The organism is Enterocloster bolteae (assembly GCF_002234575.2).
Lineage (GTDB): Bacteria > Bacillota > Clostridia > Lachnospirales > Lachnospiraceae > Enterocloster > Enterocloster bolteae.
Genome location: NZ_CP022464.2, coordinates 5,572,206 through 5,589,122, shown reverse-complemented (window position 1 = coordinate 5,589,122; position 16,917 = coordinate 5,572,206). Strand labels below are relative to the sequence as shown.

The following is a 16,917-nucleotide window of genomic DNA, read 5'->3' as shown; positions in this document are numbered from 1 at the left end:
TTGCGGGCTTCAGACTGTAGACAAACTGGTTTTGGGCTTTGTATCCCAAAGCCAGTTTTCTTTTATTAACCAAATTGCGTTCAAAATAAAGTTTGTGAAATGGGCTGCTCCCCATTTCGCTTTCATCCTGGCCAGCTTTTTCAGATTCATGCAGGCAAATGTAAGCCCGACTTTCATTTCCATTCGGGCTTTTCCAAACATCTGTGTATATCGAAAACCATGATTCTCCTTTGCACTTCCAAAGATTCGTTCTATGGTTTCTTTCCTTTGTGAATATAATTCTTTCATACCCAGGGTTTGGCGGATCTCCTCACACATCTCCATGTAAGGTTCCCATATGTGGCGCATAACCGTCTTTACATGATCTTTGCTTTGGGTACATTTTGCAAGATAGGCACAGCTTGCACAGGCACTTCCACAGCTTTTGTACTCGCGATATCCCTCACGGTTGGTTGTTCGATAGGTCAGCACCTGATTGTTGGGACAGATATAGCAGTCGTAATACTCATCATAAACGTACTCGTATTTCTTGAAGAAACCCTCTTTTGTCAGGGGGCGTTTGTATGGTAGGAGCGGTTTGACTCCTTGATCGATCAAAAGTTTTGCTATACCGGGAGTTTTATATCCTGCATCGGCTATCAGGGTCTCTATTCCGATCCCTTTTATCTTGTCATATAAAGACTTGAAGGTTCTGCTGTCATGATTGTTCCCGGGATGAACGCTATAGCTGAGAATCCATCCATTCTTATCACATGCGGTCTGTACTGCATAAGCAAATACATGTTTATGTTCTCCTTTGCGAAACCATCCGCTTTCCGGATCAGAAGTGCTTGCTTTCACTGTCTTTTCTTCTTTGCCGCCGGCTCCACCGGATGGTGTATTGTTGTCATCCTCTTTTTCTTTCAGCGGACGTTTCCCGTGTGCTTCACGGTCTTCATTGATTTCCTGTTTCAGCAGATCTTCAAAAAATAATGCCTCATCATGAGCAATACGCTTCTGCATCTTTTTATTGTTTGCTCTGGCTTTTACATGGGTGGCATCCACAAAAACTTCATTAGGGTCTACCAGCTTAAATTTGTAGCATTCAGAAAGGATATGCGCGAATATCTGTTCAAACAGGTCGGTGTCTTTAAAGCGTCTCGTATAGTTCTTTCCAAAGGTTGAAAAATGTGGCACTTTATCCAGCATATCCAACCCGAGGAACCAGCGATAGGCGACATTTACCTCAATCTCTTTTACCGTCTGGCGCATGCTTTTAATGCCATAAAGATATTGGATGAAAGGAATCTTGATCAGCATGACGGGGTCCATACTGGGGCGTCCGTTGTCCTGACTGTATTTATCTTCTACCAGTTCATAAATGAAGGACCAGTCGATTGCTTTGTCGATGATCCGCAGCAGATGGTCCTGTGGAACCATGTCATCCATGCAAAACAACTGAATCTGTTCTCTTTTTTTATCCGCATTCTGTGTCATCATAAGCATCTCACCGCCTGTATTTGATACATCTATTATACCAAAAAAGAGCCTCAAAGTCTTGTAAGTGCTGACTTTTCTGGCTCAATCGCGAAGAAATTCCGAGGCACTTGTCCTCGGAATTTGTCTACAGTCTGAAGCCCGCAGATTTGCGGGCTTGTACTTATTATAAGAAAAATATTTGGTTTCAATCCGTGGTTTAGAACTCCGGCTCAATCAGTCCGTAAGTTCCGTTCTTACGCTTATAGACCACGTTCACCTGGTCTGTATCCGCGTTCAGGAACACGTAGAAATTGTGTCCCAGCATCTCCATCTGGAGGCATGCTTCCTCGGGAATGGTTGGCTTGATGGCAAATTTCTTTGTCTTGACAATCTGAATCTCGTCATCCTGTACTTCGTCCTCTTCCTCTATGAAGGCCTGGGAGAAAGAGATGGCGGCCTGTTTCTTATCAATGAGTTTCTTTCTATATCTGCGGATCTGGCGCTCAATGATTTCCTCTACCAGATCAATGGATACATACATATCAGTGCTGGATTCCTCCGCGCGGATGGTATTGCCTTTGACTGGGATAGTCACCTCGATTTTTTGTCGGTCTTTCTGTGCGCTAAGCGCTACGATTACTTCGGTGTCCGGCGTGAAGAAATGTTCCAGCTTGCCAATCTTCTTTTCAACGGCAGCCTTCAAACCTGGAGTTACCTCAATATTTCGTCCTGTTATGGTATAACGCATAAACATCAACTCCTTTTCTTGGGATAGTGACATTATATCATATTTATTGCAAAATTACAATTAGAACCTAAGAATTGTTTAACAATTTATCTTAATTTTTTATAAAAATTTGTTTCAAATGCGGTAAAAGACTATTGCATTCCTAATAGCAGACTCCCTGAAATGTCAAGAGAAAACCTTGTTTTTTCTTCCGTACTTATCAAGTTTATCAGAAGTGTACAAAAATAAAATAATTATAAAGTCTGAATGGGAGGCACAGATGAAAAGTTATAAACTTGTGGATAATGTGGATAAGTTGGTGTATAACTATTTTTTGCCTTAAAATGGACAAACTGGGATGTGGATAACTTTGGGGGTAATGTGTATAAACTTCTGGGGATAATGTGGACAGGTAAAAAATCGAACACATTTTTTGTGCAATCTGCTTGGTTGACCATAAGTTTGGGGAAAATAGATTCAAAGCAGGAACGTATATGGACAAAATGTTAATTTTTCATTAACCCGTTGAATTAATCTTTCCCAAGTGCTACAATAAGTAAGATTGTATCATAGGCGTAGTATTTGTAGTATTTTATCTGAAAGGTCCGCAATGAAAGGCATTGCGAAAGGTAAGGAATAGACAGGAATCAGCAGGCAGATAATAGATGGTAGGGCAGATGCTGCAGATACAGGCGCTGGTTGAAAATTAGTTTCTATTATATAGGAAGAAGTTAGGAGAGTATACCATGAACTTGATTGAAAAGGTGTTCGGGACTCACAGTGAAAGAGAACTGAAGATGATAAGGCCAATCGTGACAAAGATTGAATCACTGCGTCCCGAGATGATGGCCATGTCGGATGAGGAACTGCGTGACCAGACCAGAATCTTTAGAGAAAGGCTTGCAGATGGCGCCACTTTGGATGACGTTCTGCCGGAGGCATTTGCCACAGTCCGTGAGGCGGCAAGAAGAACTCTGAATATGGAGCATTTCCCAGTACAGCTGATTGGCGGTATCGTACTGCATCAGGGCCGTATTGCAGAGATGCGTACTGGTGAAGGTAAGACGCTGGTATCCACCTGTCCCGCATACCTGAATGCATTAAAGGGAAAAGGCGTTCAGATCGTAACGGTCAATGACTATCTGGCAAAGCGTGATGCTGAGTGGATGGGTCAGGTCCACAGATTCCTGGGCATGACCGTGGGTGTTGTACTGAACGACATGACAAGCGAACAGCGTAAGGAGGCATATGCCTGCGACATTACTTACGTCACAAATAATGAGCTGGGATTCGATTACCTGCGTGACAACATGTCCATCTACAAAGAGCAGCTGGTGCTGCGGGATCTGGACTACTGTATTATTGATGAGGTTGACTCCGTTCTGATTGACGAGGCCAGAACGCCTCTTATTATTTCAGGCCAGAGCGGCAAATCCACTAAGCTCTATGAGGTGTGCGATGTACTGGCCCGCCAGTTGGAGAGGGGCACTGTGTCCAAGGAATTCTCCAAGATTGACGCCATCATGGGCGAAGAGATTGAGGAGACCGGCGATTTCGTTGTGGATGAAAAGGATAAAGTGGTCAACCTGACAGAACAGGGCGTCAAGAAGGTGGAGGAGTACTTCCATATTGAAAACCTGGCAGATCCTGAGAACCTGGAGATTCAGCATAACATTATCCTGGCTCTGCGTGCCAACAACCTGATGTTCAGGGATAAGGATTATGTTGTAAAGGATGACGAGGTCCTGATCGTAGATGAATTTACAGGCCGTATTATGCCCGGCCGCCGTTATTCCGACGGACTCCATCAGGCAATCGAGGCAAAGGAGCATGTAAATGTGCGCCGCGAGTCCCGTACCCTGGCTACCGTAACATTCCAGAACTTCTTCAACAAGTACACCAAGAAGGCCGGTATGACAGGTACTGCCCAGACCGAGGAAAAAGAGTTCCGCAACATCTATGCCATGGACGTTATCGTCATCCCCACCAACAGGCCTATGATTCGTAAGGACCTGGAGGATGCTGTATATAAGACAAAGAAAGAAAAATACAAAGCAGTTGTGGATGAGGTGGAGAAAGCACATGAGAAGGGACAGCCTGTTCTGGTGGGTACCATTGCCATTGAGACTTCCGAGCTTCTGAGCAAGATGCTGACTAAAAAGGGAATTCCCCATAAAGTGCTGAATGCCAAGTTCCATGAGCTGGAGGCCGAAATCGTAGCAGATGCAGGTATCCACGGTTCTGTTACCATTGCCACCAACATGGCTGGCCGTGGTACGGATATTAAGCTGGACGAGGAAACCAAGGCACTGGGCGGTCTTAAGATTATCGGTACGGAGCGCCATGAGTCACGCCGTATCGACAACCAGCTGCGCGGACGTTCAGGACGTCAGGGAGACCCGGGTGAGTCCAGGTTCTACCTGTCCCTGGAGGATGATCTTTTAAGGCTCTTTGGTTCAGACCGCCTTATGGCTATGTTTGAGGCCATGGGTGTGCCTGAGGGAGAGCAGATTGAGCATAAGATGCTGTCTAATGCCATCGAGAAGGCACAGATGAAGATAGAGAGCAACAACTACGGTATCCGTGAGCAGCTCCTTAAATTTGACGAGGTCAACAATGAGCAGCGCGAGGTTATCTACGCAGAGCGCCGCAAGGTGCTGGACGGCGACAACATGCGCGATCTTGTACTCAAGATGATTACGGATACAGTGGAGAATGCAGTGGATATCTCCGTGTCCGATGACCAGACTCCGGATAAGTGGGATTTACAGGAACTGAACAACCTCCTTCTCCCGGTCATTCCTCTGAAGCCGGTAACTCTTTCCGACGAACAGAAGAAGTCCATGAAAAAGAATGAGCTTAAGCACAATCTGAAGGAAGAGGCCATCAAGCTTTACGAGACAAAGGAAGCTGAGTTCCCTGAGCCTGAGCAGATTCGTGAGATTGAACGCGTGGTTCTGCTGAAGGTAATTGACAACAAATGGATGGCGCATCTGGACGATATGGACGCACTGCGTGAGGGTATCGGCCTTCAGGCATACGGCCAGAGGGATCCGGTGGTTGAATATAAGATGCAGGGTTACGAGATGTACGAATCCATGATGGCTTCCATCCAGGAGGAGACAATCCGGATTCTGTTCCATATCCGTGTAGAGCAGAAGGTAGAGCGTGAAGCGGCTGCCAAGGTGACCGGCACCAATAAGGACGCATCTGCCCCAAGCGCTCCCAAGAAGCGTGCAGAGCAGAAGATATACCCCAACGACCCATGCCCATGCGGTTCCGGCAAGAAGTACAAACAGTGCCACGGAAGAATTAAATAATCGACGTATTACCAGGGCCGGTGTGATATCATCTGAACACCGGCCTTTATGAAAATGGCTGCATATAACCATGAAACAGCCCTGAACAGGGGCTCACAAAATATAGATTGAAAGTGGGTGAAGCTGTGGTAGAGTTAGACAATTTTAAGTATACGTTATCGACGTATGACAAACCATTAGTGGAAGTGAGGGATTCACTTTGACCTGGACAACAAGGTCAGAAGAATCGCGGAATTAGATAAGTCCATGGAGGAGCCTGGTTTCTGGGACGAGCCGGAACAGTCCACCAGGATGGTAAGGGAGTCCAAGAACCTGAAGGATGAGGTGGACACCTACCGGGCATTGGAACAGCAGTATGAGGATATCCAGGTAATGATTCAGATGGGATACGAGGAAAATGATTCCTCCCTGATTCCTGAGATTGAGGAGATGCTGGAACAGTTTAAGGAAACCCTGGAGAATATGCGGATGAAGCTTCTGCTCTCAGGGGAATATGATTCCAATAATGCCATCCTGCGCCTGAACGCAGGGGCGGGCGGAACCGAGTCCTGTGACTGGTGCAGCATACTTTACCGCATGTACTGCCGCTGGGCTGAGAGCAAGGGCTTTAAGGCCCATGTGCTGGATTTCCTTGACGGTGAGGAAGCGGGAATCAAATCTGTCACCGTGCAGATTGACGGTGAGAATGCATACGGATATCTGCGCTCTGAGCACGGGGTGCACCGTCTGGTGCGTATATCGCCCTTTAATTCCGCGGGCAAACGCCAGACCTCCTTTGTGTCCTGCGACGTTATGCCCAATATTGAGGAGGACATAGATATTGAGGTGAACCCCGACGATATCCGCGTGGACACCTACCGCTCCAGCGGCGCCGGCGGACAGCACATCAACAAGACGTCCTCAGCCATCCGGATTACCCATTTTCCAACAGGAATCGTGGTAACCTGCCAGAATGAGCGTTCCCAGTTCCAGAACAAGGAGAAGGCCATGCAGATGCTGAAGGCAAAGCTCCTTATGGTAAAACAGGAGGAACAGGCGGCCAAGGCAGCGGGCATCCGCGGGGATGTGAAGGACATCGGATGGGGAAGCCAGATACGTTCCTATGTGCTGCAGCCCTATACCATGGTCAAAGACCACCGTACAGGCGAGGAGAGCGGTAATGTGGACGCTGTGTTAGACGGGGCAATTGATAATTTTATCAGCGCCTATCTTCGCTGGATGAGTCTGGGATGCCCGGATAAGAATGTAAGGGAAGATGAGGCATAAGAATAGAACCAATGCGCAGGGGACCGGAAAATTCCGGTCCTTTGTGTATCCCTCATTCTCTGTATATCAAGAAAAATTAGAGAAAAACAGTTGCATTTAAAATAAAAATGTGTTAATATCTTCCTCATGAGTACAGATGTATTTCCAATGCGGACATACACCGGACCTACGAAAGGATTGGACAATGGAAGACAAAAGCAAATACTTTGTGGTGAAGCAGAAAGCCGTGCCGGAGGTTCTTTTGAAGGTTGTAGAGGCCAAGAAGCTTCTGGAGACAGAACGGGCCATTACGGTGCAGGAAGCCACGGATAAGGTGGGAATCAGCCGGAGTTCTTTTTATAAGTACAAGGATGACATATTTCCCTTCTATGACAACACCAAGGGGAAAACCATTACCCTGGTGGTGCAGATGGACGATGAACAGGGACTTCTCAGTGACCTGCTTCACGTGGTGGCTGTGTACAGGGCCAACATACTGACTATTCACCAGAGCATTCCGGTCAACGGCGTGGCAACGCTTACGCTGAGCGTGGAGGTAAGGGAGAATACAGGCAATGTATCCAGCATGATAGAGGAACTGGAAGTATTGGACGGAATCCATTACGTCAAAATACTTGCCAGGGAGTAATGACCGGGTCGTGCCTTTCAATATCAGAGGAGAATAAAACACAGGGAGCGGAAGATTATGATTAAGACAGCAGTTATGGGGTATGGTACCATTGGTTCCGGCGTGGCGGAGATCCTTGACAAGAACAGGGATGTCATAGCAGGCCAGGCAGGACAGGAAGTGGAGTTAAAGTATGTTCTGGATTTAAGGGAGTTCCAGGACAGTCCGGTGGCAGACAAGATTGTCCATGATTTCAAGGTGATTCAGCAGGACGAGGAAGTGAAGATTGTGGTGGAGACCATGGGCGGACTGAATCCCGCTTATCCATTCGTGAAGGCCTGCCTTATGGCCGGCAAGCATGTGGTCACCTCCAATAAGGCCCTTGTGGCAGCCCATGGCACGGAGCTTCTGGCGATTGCCAGGAGAAAGAATGTGAATTTCTTTTTTGAGGCCAGCGTGGGAGGAGGTATCCCTATTATCCGTCCTCTTTACCGCTGTCTCATGGGAGAGCGCATTGAGGAAATCACAGGCATATTAAACGGAACCACCAACTTTATCCTGACCAAGATGGACAAAGAGGGGGAATCCTTTGAAAATGCCCTGAAGGAAGCCCAGAACCTGGGATATGCAGAGCGCAATCCGGAGGCGGATGTGGAAGGCCATGACACCTGCCGTAAGATTGCCATTCTCACAGCCATGGCAACAGGAAAAGAAGTGGATTATGAGGATATTTACACCGAGGGCATTACGCGGATTACGGATATCGACTTTAAATACGCGGAGAAGATGGGGACATCGGTGAAGCTGTTCGGAACCAGCCGTATAAAGGACGGCAGGGTTCTGGCCTATGTGGCTCCGGTGATGATCAATAAGACCAGTCCCCTGTACTCTGTGAATGATGTATTCAACGGCATCTTAGTAAAGGGCAATATGCTGGGGACCTCCATGTTCTACGGCAGCGGCGCCGGAAAGCTTCCCACAGGCAGCGCGGTGGTGGCTGATATCATTGAAGCGGCCCAGAATCTTAAAAGGAACGTGCCCATGGGCTGGACCGGGGAAAAACAGGCCATTGAATCCATGGACCAGGCACAGTTCAGGTACTTTGTCAGGGTGGCTGGTTCCTACCGCAATAAGGAGCAGGATGTTAAGAGCGCCTTTGGCCAGGTGGAGGTAATCGAGCTCTACGGAATGGATGAATTTGCTTTCCTAACCGCCCAGATGACGGAGGGAGAATTTAAGAAAGGGGCTGTTTCCTATGACGCCAGGGAACGGGAGCGGTCTGAATACGGTATCAAGCAGATGATACGTGCGGTGCTGTAGCATATGGCATCGGTTATAAGCCGGATTATCGGTGTGATTACAAGGCAGGGATTTCCCTGCCTGTTTCATCTTTTAACAGGTCTTTACTGTCCGGGCTGCGGCGGCACCAGAGCGTTCCGGGCGCTGCTTGCGGGCAATCTGCTCCTGAGCATCCGGTACCACCCCCTGGTTGCCTATATGGCAGTGGTGCTGACGACTGAGCTGGTAAGCTTCGGGGTGTCCAGGGCAGCAAAAAACCCCAGATATTATCTGGGGCATGAGAAATTTCTGGTCTACACCGGAGCAGCCATTGCTCTGGTGAACTGGGTGTACAAAAATTATATGCTGGTGGTAAGAGGTGTGGACCTGCTTCCGCTCTGGCCGCGCTGAGCCGGATGAACGAAGCGGGGAAGCGGCAGCAATGGAATGGAAACCGGCGTCAATGGGGACGGAGCAGGCACTAAAACCAGATAAAGCCGGTGGTTTTGGGCAGCTGCATCTGCTGGTTCAGCTGTTCCTGGAGACGGTTGATGAACTCATTAATCTGAGGACCGGTCACAGGGTCGCTGAGAGCCTCATAGTAGCTGGCCAGGGCATAGAAAAAGAAAAATGTAAGGGTGATGGCAATGACGCTTAATACCAGCCCTGCAATGGCCCTGGCATTAAAGGCTTTCCTGGGGCTCATATCGGCGTTCCTGGCCATGAGGGCAAGGAGGATGCCGATGACGCCGCAGACAAGGCCTGTGGGCATGGCGGTCTGGTTATAGGCCAGTGACATGGGCAGATAGAAAAGGCTGCACACGATTCCGATAATGCCTGCTATCATGGAACAGGTGCCCAGGCGTTCGGAGGACGTGAAGTTCTTTCCCTGTTTGTTGGAAGGCGGTTTCTGGTTGTTATGAGTATCATTCATCATTCTGAATAAGGACCTTTCTTTTGTCAGGCGCGGCCGTTTCTGCCGTGCCGAAATATTGTAACTGCTATCCTGGCTATTTTATCACGAATTACCGGCACTGTCCAGATGAAGAAGCTTTCCATATGCGGGGAACTTTCGGCCAGAACTTGCATAAGCGGTTGGGATGCACTATAATATAACAGTTAGTTAGATTACAGATATGCGAGGTTTACCATGGATATTATTAAAAAACTGGCGGAAGAGCTGAATATCGGACGCCATCAGGCGGAAGCAGCCGTCAAACTCATTGATGAGGGAAATACGATTCCGTTCATTGCCAGATACCGGAAGGAGGCAACCGGCTCCTTAGACGACGAGGTACTGCGTAATCTGGATGAGCGGTTAAAATACCTGCGCAACCTGGAAGACCGCAAGAGCCAGGTCATTGCCTCCATTGCGGAGCAGGAGAAGCTGACCCCGGAGCTGGAGCTTAAGATAAAGGAGGCCCAGACCCTGGTGGCTGTGGAGGACCTTTACCGCCCCTACAAGCCCAAACGCCGGACAAGGGCCATGATTGCCAAGGAAAAGGGGCTGGAGCCCCTGGCCGACCTTATCAGCATGCAGATGACAGCTGAGCCTGTTGAGAAGGCGGCAGCCGGTTTTGTATCGGAGGAAAAAGGCGTGGCCAGTGTCCAGGAGGCCATACAGGGAGCCAGGGACATACTGGCAGAGCGTATTTCAGATAACGCGGCTTTCCGCACCTATATCAGAAATATAACCATGAACAAGGGCGTTATCCAGTCCTCAGCCAAGGATGAGAAGGCCCAGTCTGTCTATGAGATGTATTATAATTATGAGGAGCCTGTGAAGAAGGCTGCCGGCCACCGCATCCTGGCCCTGAACCGGGGCGAGAATGAAAAGATGCTGACTGTGAAGATTCTGGCTCCTGAGGAGCAGATTCTGGGGTATCTGGAAAAGCAGACCATTGTCAGGGACAACCCATATACCACGCCAATCCTTAAAGAAGCTGCAGCCGACAGCTACAGCCGCCTCATCGGCCCTTCCATAGAGCGGGAGATCAGAAGCGATTTGACGGAAAAAGCAGAGGAAGGCGCCATCAAGGTATTTGGAAAGAACCTGGAACAGCTTCTGATGCAGCCTCCTATCGTGGGACGGGTGGTCTTGGGCTGGGATCCGGCTTTCCGTACCGGCTGCAAGCTGGCGGTGGTGGACAGCACGGGAAAGGTGCTGGATACGGTGGTCATTTACCCCACAGCGCCTCAGAACAAGGTGGAGGAATCCAGGAAAATACTGAAGGATTTCATTAAAAAGTATAATATTTCCCTTATATCCGTGGGCAACGGTACAGCATCCAGGGAATCAGAGCAGATTATTGTGGATTTGCTGAAGGAAATCAGGGAACAGGTCCAGTACGTGATTGTAAACGAGGCAGGAGCATCCGTGTACTCTGCCAGCAAGCTGGCCACCGAGGAATTTCCGGCCTTTGACGTGGGCCAGAGGAGCGCGGTATCCATTGCCAGACGTCTCCAGGACCCGCTGTCTGAGCTGGTGAAAATTGACCCCAAGTCCATCGGCGTGGGCCAGTACCAGCATGATATGAACCAGAAACGTCTGGGCGAGGCGCTGGAAGGCGTGGTGGAGGACTGCGTGAACAAGGTGGGAGTGGATCTGAATACAGCATCAGCCTCCCTGTTGGAATATGTGTCCGGCATCAATAAAACATTGGCCAAGAACATTGTGGCCTATAGGGAAGAGAACGGGGCATTTAAGAGCAGGAAGCAGCTGTTAAAGGTGGCCAAGCTGGGACCAAAGGCATTTGAGCAGTGCGCGGGCTTTATGCGCATTACCGGGGGAGAGAATCCTCTGGACGGAACCAGCGTCCACCCGGAGAGCTATGACGCAGCCGGGAAGCTCCTGGAAAAGCTGGGCTATAAGCCTGAGGAACTGTCCGGAGGAGGACTTCTGGGAATCAGCCGGAAGATAAAGGATTATAAGAGGACGGCGCAGGATCTGGGTATAGGAGAGATTACCCTGAGAGATATTGCCGGAGAGCTGGAAAAGCCTGCCAGGGACCCCAGGGATGAGATGCCAAGGCCCATTCTCAGAAGCGATATTCTGGAGATGAAGGATCTGGAGCCGGGAATGGTGCTAAAGGGAACCGTGCGCAACGTCATTGATTTTGGCGCTTTTGTGGATATCGGCGTTCATCAGGACGGCCTGGTACATATCTCCCAGATGACAGACAAGTACATCAAGCACCCGCTGGAGGCTGTCAGTGTGGGCGATATCGTGGATGTAAAGATTTTGAGCGTGGATTTGGCCAAGAAGAGGATTTCACTGACCATGAAGGGCGTAAAGTAAGGATGAAAGAGGTAGGAAATGGTAATCGAGACGCGGAAACCGGAAGAAACATATGAGCTGGGAAGAAAGATGGGAAGGGAAGCAGAGCCGGGACAGATTGTCTGCCTGAGCGGTGATTTGGGTGTGGGAAAGACTGTGTTTACGCAGGGATTTGCCGCGGGTCTGGGCATAGAGGGGCCGGTGAACAGCCCCACCTTTACGATTTTGCAGCAATATGAGGACGGTCGGCTTCCGCTGTACCATTTTGACGTGTACCGTATCGGTGATGTGAGTGAAATGGACGAAATCGGTTATGAGGACTGTTTCTTTGGGGACGGCGTCTGCCTCATCGAGTGGCCGGGCCTGATTGAGGAGATACTGCCTGAGAAGGTGACCTGGGTGACCATTGAAAAGGATCTGGAAAAGGGATTTGATTACAGGCGGATTAGCGTGGAGGATAGAGGATGAGAGTATTAGGAATAGAGAGTTCATCCCTGGTGGCCAGCGTGGCCCTGGTGACAGATGACATATTGACAGCAGAGTATACAGTGGATTTTAAAAAGACCCATTCACAGACCCTGCTTCCTATGCTGGATGAGATAGTAAAGCTTCTGGAGCTGGATATGGATACCATTGACGCCATAGCGGTGGCCGGCGGTCCGGGTTCTTTTACCGGGCTGCGCATAGGTGCCGCCACAGCAAAGGGACTGGGGCTGGCTCTGAAAAAGCCCTTGGTCCATGTTCCTACCGTGGATGCCATGGCATATAATATGTGGGGGGCAGAGGGGCTTATCTGTCCTATTATGGACGCAAAACGCAGCCAGGTCTATACGGGGCTATACCATACCAGGGACGGCCTGGAGGTGGTGATGGAGCAGCAGCCCATGGATATGAGGGAGCTGGCAGGACTTCTCAATAAAAAAGGAGAGCGGACCATATTTCTGGGAGACGGTGTACCTGTATATAAAGATATAATCAGGGAAATGCTGACCGTACCCCATGCCTTTGCACCGGCTCAGATGAACCGGCAGAGGGCTGCCTCCGTGGCTGCCCTGGGGATGAACGCGCTTTTGGATGCAGAGGGCTGCCCGGGCGTCCGGGTGGTGACGGCGGCGCAGTTTACGCCGGATTATCTGAGAAAGCCCCAGGCTGAACGCCAGAGAGAGGCGGAGCAGTCTGCCCTGGGGGCGGCCGCAAAGCTTCCGGGAGATTATTAAGGGCAGCAGACACAAGGAACTGATACATGGTCTGATTCAAGGCATGGGCTGCTGCGGAAACAGAAAGGAGCAGGGAAATGGAGCTGATTCGCGGGGTTCGCCCCATGACGGGCCAGGACATTGAGCAGGTGGCGGATTTGGAGCAGGTATGCTTTTCGGAGAGCTGGTCTGAGAATCTGATACGCATGGGCCTGGACAGCAGGCTGGATACGTATTTTGTCTATGCTGACCACGGAACCATACTTGGATATGCGGTTCTGCGGATTCTGGCAGACGAGGGGGAGATACAGCGGATTGGGGTATATCCCCATTACAGACGTCAGGGAATCGCACGGAAACTCATGGATGCCATGGTGACTTTTGCCAGGGCCAGAGGGGTCCGGGCCATTGCCCTGGAGGTCCGGGAGAGCAACCTGGGAGCCAGAAACCTGTATGATTCCTATGGTTTCAGGCAGGAGGCTGTGAGGAAAGGATATTACCATAATCCGGCCGAGGATGCCATCATCATGTGGAACCGGGCAATATGAAAGAATTACCACTTAAAATGTGAATATTTTATGTATATAATGGAGAGGAACCGGACATTCCTCTCCTTTTTTCTTTAAGGGGAAGATAAGGGAATGAATGAAAGGATACGATGACAGAGAAAGGCGAGGGTTCATATGAAAAGGTACAATAAAAATGGACAGCTGGAAACAATAATGTGCAATTGCTGCGGAAAAAAGCTGGTGGTGCAGCATGGAATCATCCGGGAGGGATGTATCAGTATTGACCATGCATGGGATTATTTTTCTGAGAAGGACGGACAGGTCCATCATTTTGATTTGTGTGAAGAATGTTATGATGAACTGGTTTCCGGCTTCAAGATACCTGTGGACAGGGAAGAACAGATTGAATTTCTGTAGGATGGGATAAGGAGAACTGCCAACGCGGTTCTCCTTAATATGTATCCCTGGCTTTATATATGTATCCCTGGCTTTATATAAGTGTCCCTGGCTTTATATATGTGCTCCTGGCTCTTATTCAAGGGATATGGTGAAATATTCAGGAAAGCGGTTCCGGTACAGCACCGGTACCTCTCCCTCCATAAGGGGCGTCAGGTAATCCGTCATTTCCCGGGTAATGCCGTTGCCTTCCCGGTTAATCCACTGGCGGGGTACTGTCTTTTCACGGTTTGCCACCAGAGACACGTCCGCGGAGGCAAACTGAATCCGGTAACGGTCCTTTGAGGGCAGGCGAAGCAGGGTTGCCATTTTTCCGGTCTGTCCCTGGACTGCGCACTGAACCGCCTTTGCTCCCAGAAGCCGGGATTCGTTTAAATCCGTGCGGCTGGCCAGATGGGCGGCGCAGCGCTGCATGAGATTGAGCTCCAGGGAACGGGTCTTGCATCCCAGCTCATTGCGGACAATCTGGGCCAGGACGCCTCCGGTTCCTGCAATATCCCTGTGGCCGAACCGGTCGGGACGGTTGCCGGGAGTCTGTTCAGACAGATAGGTCCCATTTTCATCCCGGATGCCCTCGCTGACAGCAATCAGCAGATTCCTGTTTTCAGACTGGCGGCTTCGTATGTCGTCCAGAAACCGGCTGATGGAAAAGGGCACTTCGCAGAGGTAAATAAAATCAGGCCCGCGGCTGCCGTTTACCCTGGATAGGGACGAGGCGGCGGTGAGCCATCCGGCGTTGCGTCCCATGATTTCCACAATGGTGACTCCGAAGGAATCATAGACAGCCACATCCCTCTCCAGTTCTGCGAAGGTGGTGGCAATATACTTGGCCGCTGAGGCAAAACCAGGGCAGTGGTCGATTTCCATCAGGTCATTGTCAATGGTCTTTGGCGCGCCGATGATTTTTATATCCTCAATCTGTTGGGAACGACAGTACCTGGCCAGCTTATCCACTGTGTCCATGGAGTCATTCCCGCCTATGTATATGAAATAGGAGATATCATATTTACGGAAAATATCAATCAGAACCCGGTACTGGGCAGTATCCTCTTCCGGCCCGGCCAGCTTGAAGCGGCAGGAACCCAGGGCGGCGGCAGGGGTTTGGGCCAGTTTGTCCAGGTCCATTGTGTTATTGATATGATCCAGCAAATCTATTATTTTTTCCTGTAAAATGCCTTCAATGCCGTTGAGTCCCCCATATATCCGGTCAATGCCGCCCTGAATCATGGCTTCTGTGATGACTCCGGACAGGGTGGCGTTGATTGCGGATGTGGGGCCGCCGGACTGGGCCACAAGCAGATTGTGCATTGATGATTTCCCTCCTGCTATTTATTCATGTATAAAGGCATGACCTGGCGTATGATGCGGTTGAACTGAGAGGCGTCCCAGGCACTGCGTCCGATAAAGAGGCCGTCTACATCCGGTAGCGCAATCAGCTCCTGAGCGTTTTGGGGATTCACGCTGCCGCCGTAAAGAATGGGGATGCGGCTTCCCTGTTCCTCGCCAAAGCGTGCGCACAGAATCCGCCGTATGCCTGCATGGCGCTCAGCCACATAATCACTGTCCGCGGGGATGCCGTTCACACCGATGGCCCACACGGGTTCGTAGGCAATCCAGAGCTGCTCCGCCTGTTCTGTGGTGATGGAATGAAGCCCCACCTTTAACTGGGTGCTCAGGGTCTCCCCGCTTAGGCCGTATTCCCTCTGGGTCAGGGTCTCTCCTATACACAGCAGAGGAGTGAAACCGGACTGGGCTGCCTTTGCTGTCTTTTTTTCCTGGTCAAAGTCATTCTCCCTGAAAACGTGGCGTCGTTCCGAGTGGCCGATTTCCACTACGCTTACCCCCACTTCCTTAAGCATGACAGGCGAGATTTCACCGGTGAACTGTCCCTGGTCCTCCCAGCACATGTTCTGGGCTCCCAGCCGGATGTGGGATCCGGATGTAATCCTGTTGGCGGACTCCAGGGAGGTAAAGGAGGGGATGACAAACAGGGTGAGGGGGCTGTCTGCCAGGTCTTCTGTCAGTCGGCGGAGCTGTGTTAGAAATGAAGTTGTTTCCGCAATGGTTTTGTACATCTTTGTGTTTGTGCCAAGATATAACCGATTCAGTTTTTTCATCAAGCCGCCTCCGCTATTTGAGATTTTCGCCTTCAATTTCTTTGATGGCCTCTACCTTGGATGTGGATGCACAGTCTACGAATTCCAGTTCCAGCCATTTTTCCAGAATCCGCTTTGCCAGCTCGGCTCCAATCACCCGCTCGCCCATACAGATCACATTGCCGTCATTGCTCAGTTTTAAACGTTCCGCTGAGAAAACATCATGGCATACGCCGGCGCGGATGCCTTTGAATTTGTTGGCAGTCATGGCCATGCCCAGGCCTGTGCCGCAGATCAGCACACCGTGCTTCTGATAACCGCTGTTTATGATTTCCTGGCACACCTTCTCTGCCACATAGGGATAATAGGTAGAATCCTCAGTGCTGTCGCATCCCATATTCTCCACAGTATATCCCTTTTTCTCCATGAATCCCATGAGTTCATTTTTCAAATGTACAGCAGCATTGTCGCACCCAATTACAATTGTTCTCATATTTTGGCCTCCATATTGGTAAAAATGTTAATTAGTGTTATTATGAGCATATATTAACATTTTAGAATACGAAAATCAAGATAAATTATCAAAAAATGTTAAATTAAATGCAGATGTAACATTTTACAAACAATATATAACATTTTAGCACGGCCAGGAACATCTGGACATTTTCTGAAAATACAATTATAATATTTTACAGTCAGATTCGTAACGCTGTGCACCCATGGGCCG

General features: G+C 49.6%; 16 protein-coding genes. 10 read left to right on the top strand and 6 right to left on the bottom strand.

What is annotated here, in order from left to right; genetic code table 11:
• Positions 1–9: 9 nt before the first annotated feature.
• Positions 10–1,485, bottom strand: a complete 1,476-nt coding sequence (locus CGC65_RS25905) for an IS1182-like element ISClbo1 family transposase (RefSeq protein ID WP_007037661.1) — start codon at positions 1,483–1,485, stop codon at positions 10–12.
• Positions 1,486–1,675: 190 nt separating this feature from the next.
• Positions 1,676–2,206 carry a ribosome hibernation-promoting factor, HPF/YfiA family gene (hpf, locus tag CGC65_RS25900; RefSeq protein ID WP_002566470.1) on the bottom strand — a complete coding sequence of 177 codons (531 nt, stop codon included), beginning with the start codon at positions 2,204–2,206 and terminating at the stop codon, positions 1,676–1,678.
• A 725-nt stretch (positions 2,207–2,931) separates the two neighbouring features.
• On the opposite strand from hpf, the gene secA reads away from it, so the two are divergent.
• The 5 genes from secA (at position 2,932) to CGC65_RS25875 (ending at position 9,067) form a co-directional block, all read left to right on the top strand.
• Positions 2,932–5,505 carry a preprotein translocase subunit SecA gene (gene secA, locus CGC65_RS25895; protein ID WP_002571068.1) on the top strand — a complete coding sequence of 858 codons (2,574 nt, stop codon included), beginning with the start codon at positions 2,932–2,934 and terminating at the stop codon, positions 5,503–5,505.
• 125 nt (positions 5,506–5,630) lie between these two features.
• Positions 5,631–6,771 (top strand): peptide chain release factor 2 gene (gene prfB / locus CGC65_RS25890; protein WP_390391334.1). Its coding sequence is split into 2 segments (ribosomal slippage): positions 5,631–5,693 and positions 5,695–6,771, totalling 1,140 coding nucleotides; the frame shifts between segments, so codons are not numbered across the junction.
• A gap of 184 nt (positions 6,772–6,955) precedes the next feature.
• The gene (locus tag CGC65_RS25885) at positions 6,956–7,399 is read left to right on the top strand and encodes an ACT domain-containing protein (RefSeq protein ID WP_002566467.1); all 444 of its coding nucleotides are present in this window, start codon (positions 6,956–6,958) and stop codon (positions 7,397–7,399) included.
• 57 nt (positions 7,400–7,456) lie between these two features.
• Positions 7,457–8,698: a homoserine dehydrogenase gene (locus CGC65_RS25880; protein WP_002566466.1), complete on the top strand. Its 1,242-nt coding sequence runs from the start codon at positions 7,457–7,459 to the stop codon at positions 8,696–8,698.
• 3 nt (positions 8,699–8,701) lie between these two features.
• Positions 8,702–9,067, top strand: coding sequence for a DUF2752 domain-containing protein (locus CGC65_RS25875; protein WP_002578469.1), 366 nt, complete (start codon positions 8,702–8,704; stop codon positions 9,065–9,067).
• A 70-nt stretch (positions 9,068–9,137) separates the two neighbouring features.
• Here CGC65_RS25875 and CGC65_RS25870 read toward each other — a convergent pair whose 3' ends face one another.
• Positions 9,138–9,593, bottom strand: coding sequence for a DUF4190 domain-containing protein (locus CGC65_RS25870; RefSeq protein WP_002566464.1), 456 nt, complete (start codon positions 9,591–9,593; stop codon positions 9,138–9,140).
• 213 nt (positions 9,594–9,806) lie between these two features.
• On the opposite strand from CGC65_RS25870, the gene CGC65_RS25865 reads away from it, so the two are divergent.
• The 5 genes from CGC65_RS25865 to CGC65_RS25845 all read left to right on the top strand — a co-directional run bounded on the left by CGC65_RS25865 (position 9,807) and on the right by CGC65_RS25845 (position 14,055).
• A complete protein-coding gene (locus tag CGC65_RS25865) occupies positions 9,807–11,954 on the top strand; it encodes a Tex family protein (RefSeq protein ID WP_002566463.1) in 2,148 nt (715 codons plus the stop codon).
• Between the two features lie 18 nt (positions 11,955–11,972).
• On the top strand, positions 11,973–12,401 hold the full coding sequence (gene tsaE, locus CGC65_RS25860; protein WP_002566462.1) for a tRNA (adenosine(37)-N6)-threonylcarbamoyltransferase complex ATPase subunit type 1 TsaE: 429 nt from the start codon (positions 11,973–11,975) through the stop codon (positions 12,399–12,401).
• The gene (gene tsaB, locus CGC65_RS25855) at positions 12,398–13,150 is read left to right on the top strand and encodes a tRNA (adenosine(37)-N6)-threonylcarbamoyltransferase complex dimerization subunit type 1 TsaB (protein ID WP_002566461.1); all 753 of its coding nucleotides are present in this window, start codon (positions 12,398–12,400) and stop codon (positions 13,148–13,150) included. The genes tsaE and tsaB overlap by 4 nt, the downstream gene beginning before the upstream one ends.
• Before the next feature lie 77 nt (positions 13,151–13,227).
• Positions 13,228–13,677, top strand: a complete 450-nt coding sequence (rimI, locus tag CGC65_RS25850) for a ribosomal protein S18-alanine N-acetyltransferase (RefSeq protein WP_002566460.1) — start codon at positions 13,228–13,230, stop codon at positions 13,675–13,677.
• A 135-nt stretch (positions 13,678–13,812) separates the two neighbouring features.
• Positions 13,813–14,055, top strand: a complete 243-nt coding sequence (locus CGC65_RS25845) for a hypothetical protein (RefSeq protein WP_002566459.1) — start codon at positions 13,813–13,815, stop codon at positions 14,053–14,055.
• 114 nt (positions 14,056–14,169) lie between these two features.
• Here CGC65_RS25845 and CGC65_RS25840 read toward each other — a convergent pair whose 3' ends face one another.
• The 3 genes from CGC65_RS25840 to rpiB are packed head-to-tail and all read right to left on the bottom strand — an operon-like array spanning position 14,170 to position 16,683.
• Positions 14,170–15,402, bottom strand: a complete 1,233-nt coding sequence (locus CGC65_RS25840; RefSeq protein WP_002566458.1) for a 6-phosphofructokinase — start codon at positions 15,400–15,402, stop codon at positions 14,170–14,172.
• 17 nt (positions 15,403–15,419) lie between these two features.
• On the bottom strand, positions 15,420–16,211 hold the full coding sequence (locus CGC65_RS25835; protein ID WP_002566457.1) for a triose-phosphate isomerase: 792 nt from the start codon (positions 16,209–16,211) through the stop codon (positions 15,420–15,422).
• A 13-nt stretch (positions 16,212–16,224) separates the two neighbouring features.
• Positions 16,225–16,683 carry a ribose 5-phosphate isomerase B gene (rpiB, locus tag CGC65_RS25830; RefSeq protein WP_002566456.1) on the bottom strand — a complete coding sequence of 153 codons (459 nt, stop codon included), beginning with the start codon at positions 16,681–16,683 and terminating at the stop codon, positions 16,225–16,227.
• Positions 16,684–16,917 lie beyond the last annotated feature (234 nt).

Coding starts and splice junctions, on each gene's coding strand:
- CGC65_RS25905 (WP_007037661.1), bottom strand. CDS start 1,485: ATGCTTATGATGACACAGAATGCGGATAAAAAAAGAGAACAGATTCAG.
- hpf (WP_002566470.1), bottom strand. CDS start 2,206: ATGCGTTATACCATAACAGGACGAAATATTGAGGTAACTCCAGGTTTG.
- secA (WP_002571068.1), top strand. CDS start 2,932: ATGAACTTGATTGAAAAGGTGTTCGGGACTCACAGTGAAAGAGAACTG.
- CGC65_RS25885 (WP_002566467.1), top strand. CDS start 6,956: ATGGAAGACAAAAGCAAATACTTTGTGGTGAAGCAGAAAGCCGTGCCG.
- CGC65_RS25880 (WP_002566466.1), top strand. CDS start 7,457: ATGATTAAGACAGCAGTTATGGGGTATGGTACCATTGGTTCCGGCGTG.
- CGC65_RS25875 (WP_002578469.1), top strand. CDS start 8,702: ATGGCATCGGTTATAAGCCGGATTATCGGTGTGATTACAAGGCAGGGA.
- CGC65_RS25870 (WP_002566464.1), bottom strand. CDS start 9,593: ATGATGAATGATACTCATAACAACCAGAAACCGCCTTCCAACAAACAG.
- CGC65_RS25865 (WP_002566463.1), top strand. CDS start 9,807: ATGGATATTATTAAAAAACTGGCGGAAGAGCTGAATATCGGACGCCAT.
- tsaE (WP_002566462.1), top strand. CDS start 11,973: ATGGTAATCGAGACGCGGAAACCGGAAGAAACATATGAGCTGGGAAGA.
- tsaB (WP_002566461.1), top strand. CDS start 12,398: ATGAGAGTATTAGGAATAGAGAGTTCATCCCTGGTGGCCAGCGTGGCC.
- rimI (WP_002566460.1), top strand. CDS start 13,228: ATGGAGCTGATTCGCGGGGTTCGCCCCATGACGGGCCAGGACATTGAG.
- CGC65_RS25845 (WP_002566459.1), top strand. CDS start 13,813: ATGAAAAGGTACAATAAAAATGGACAGCTGGAAACAATAATGTGCAAT.
- CGC65_RS25840 (WP_002566458.1), bottom strand. CDS start 15,402: ATGCACAATCTGCTTGTGGCCCAGTCCGGCGGCCCCACATCCGCAATC.
- CGC65_RS25835 (WP_002566457.1), bottom strand. CDS start 16,211: ATGAAAAAACTGAATCGGTTATATCTTGGCACAAACACAAAGATGTAC.
- rpiB (WP_002566456.1), bottom strand. CDS start 16,683: ATGAGAACAATTGTAATTGGGTGCGACAATGCTGCTGTACATTTGAAA.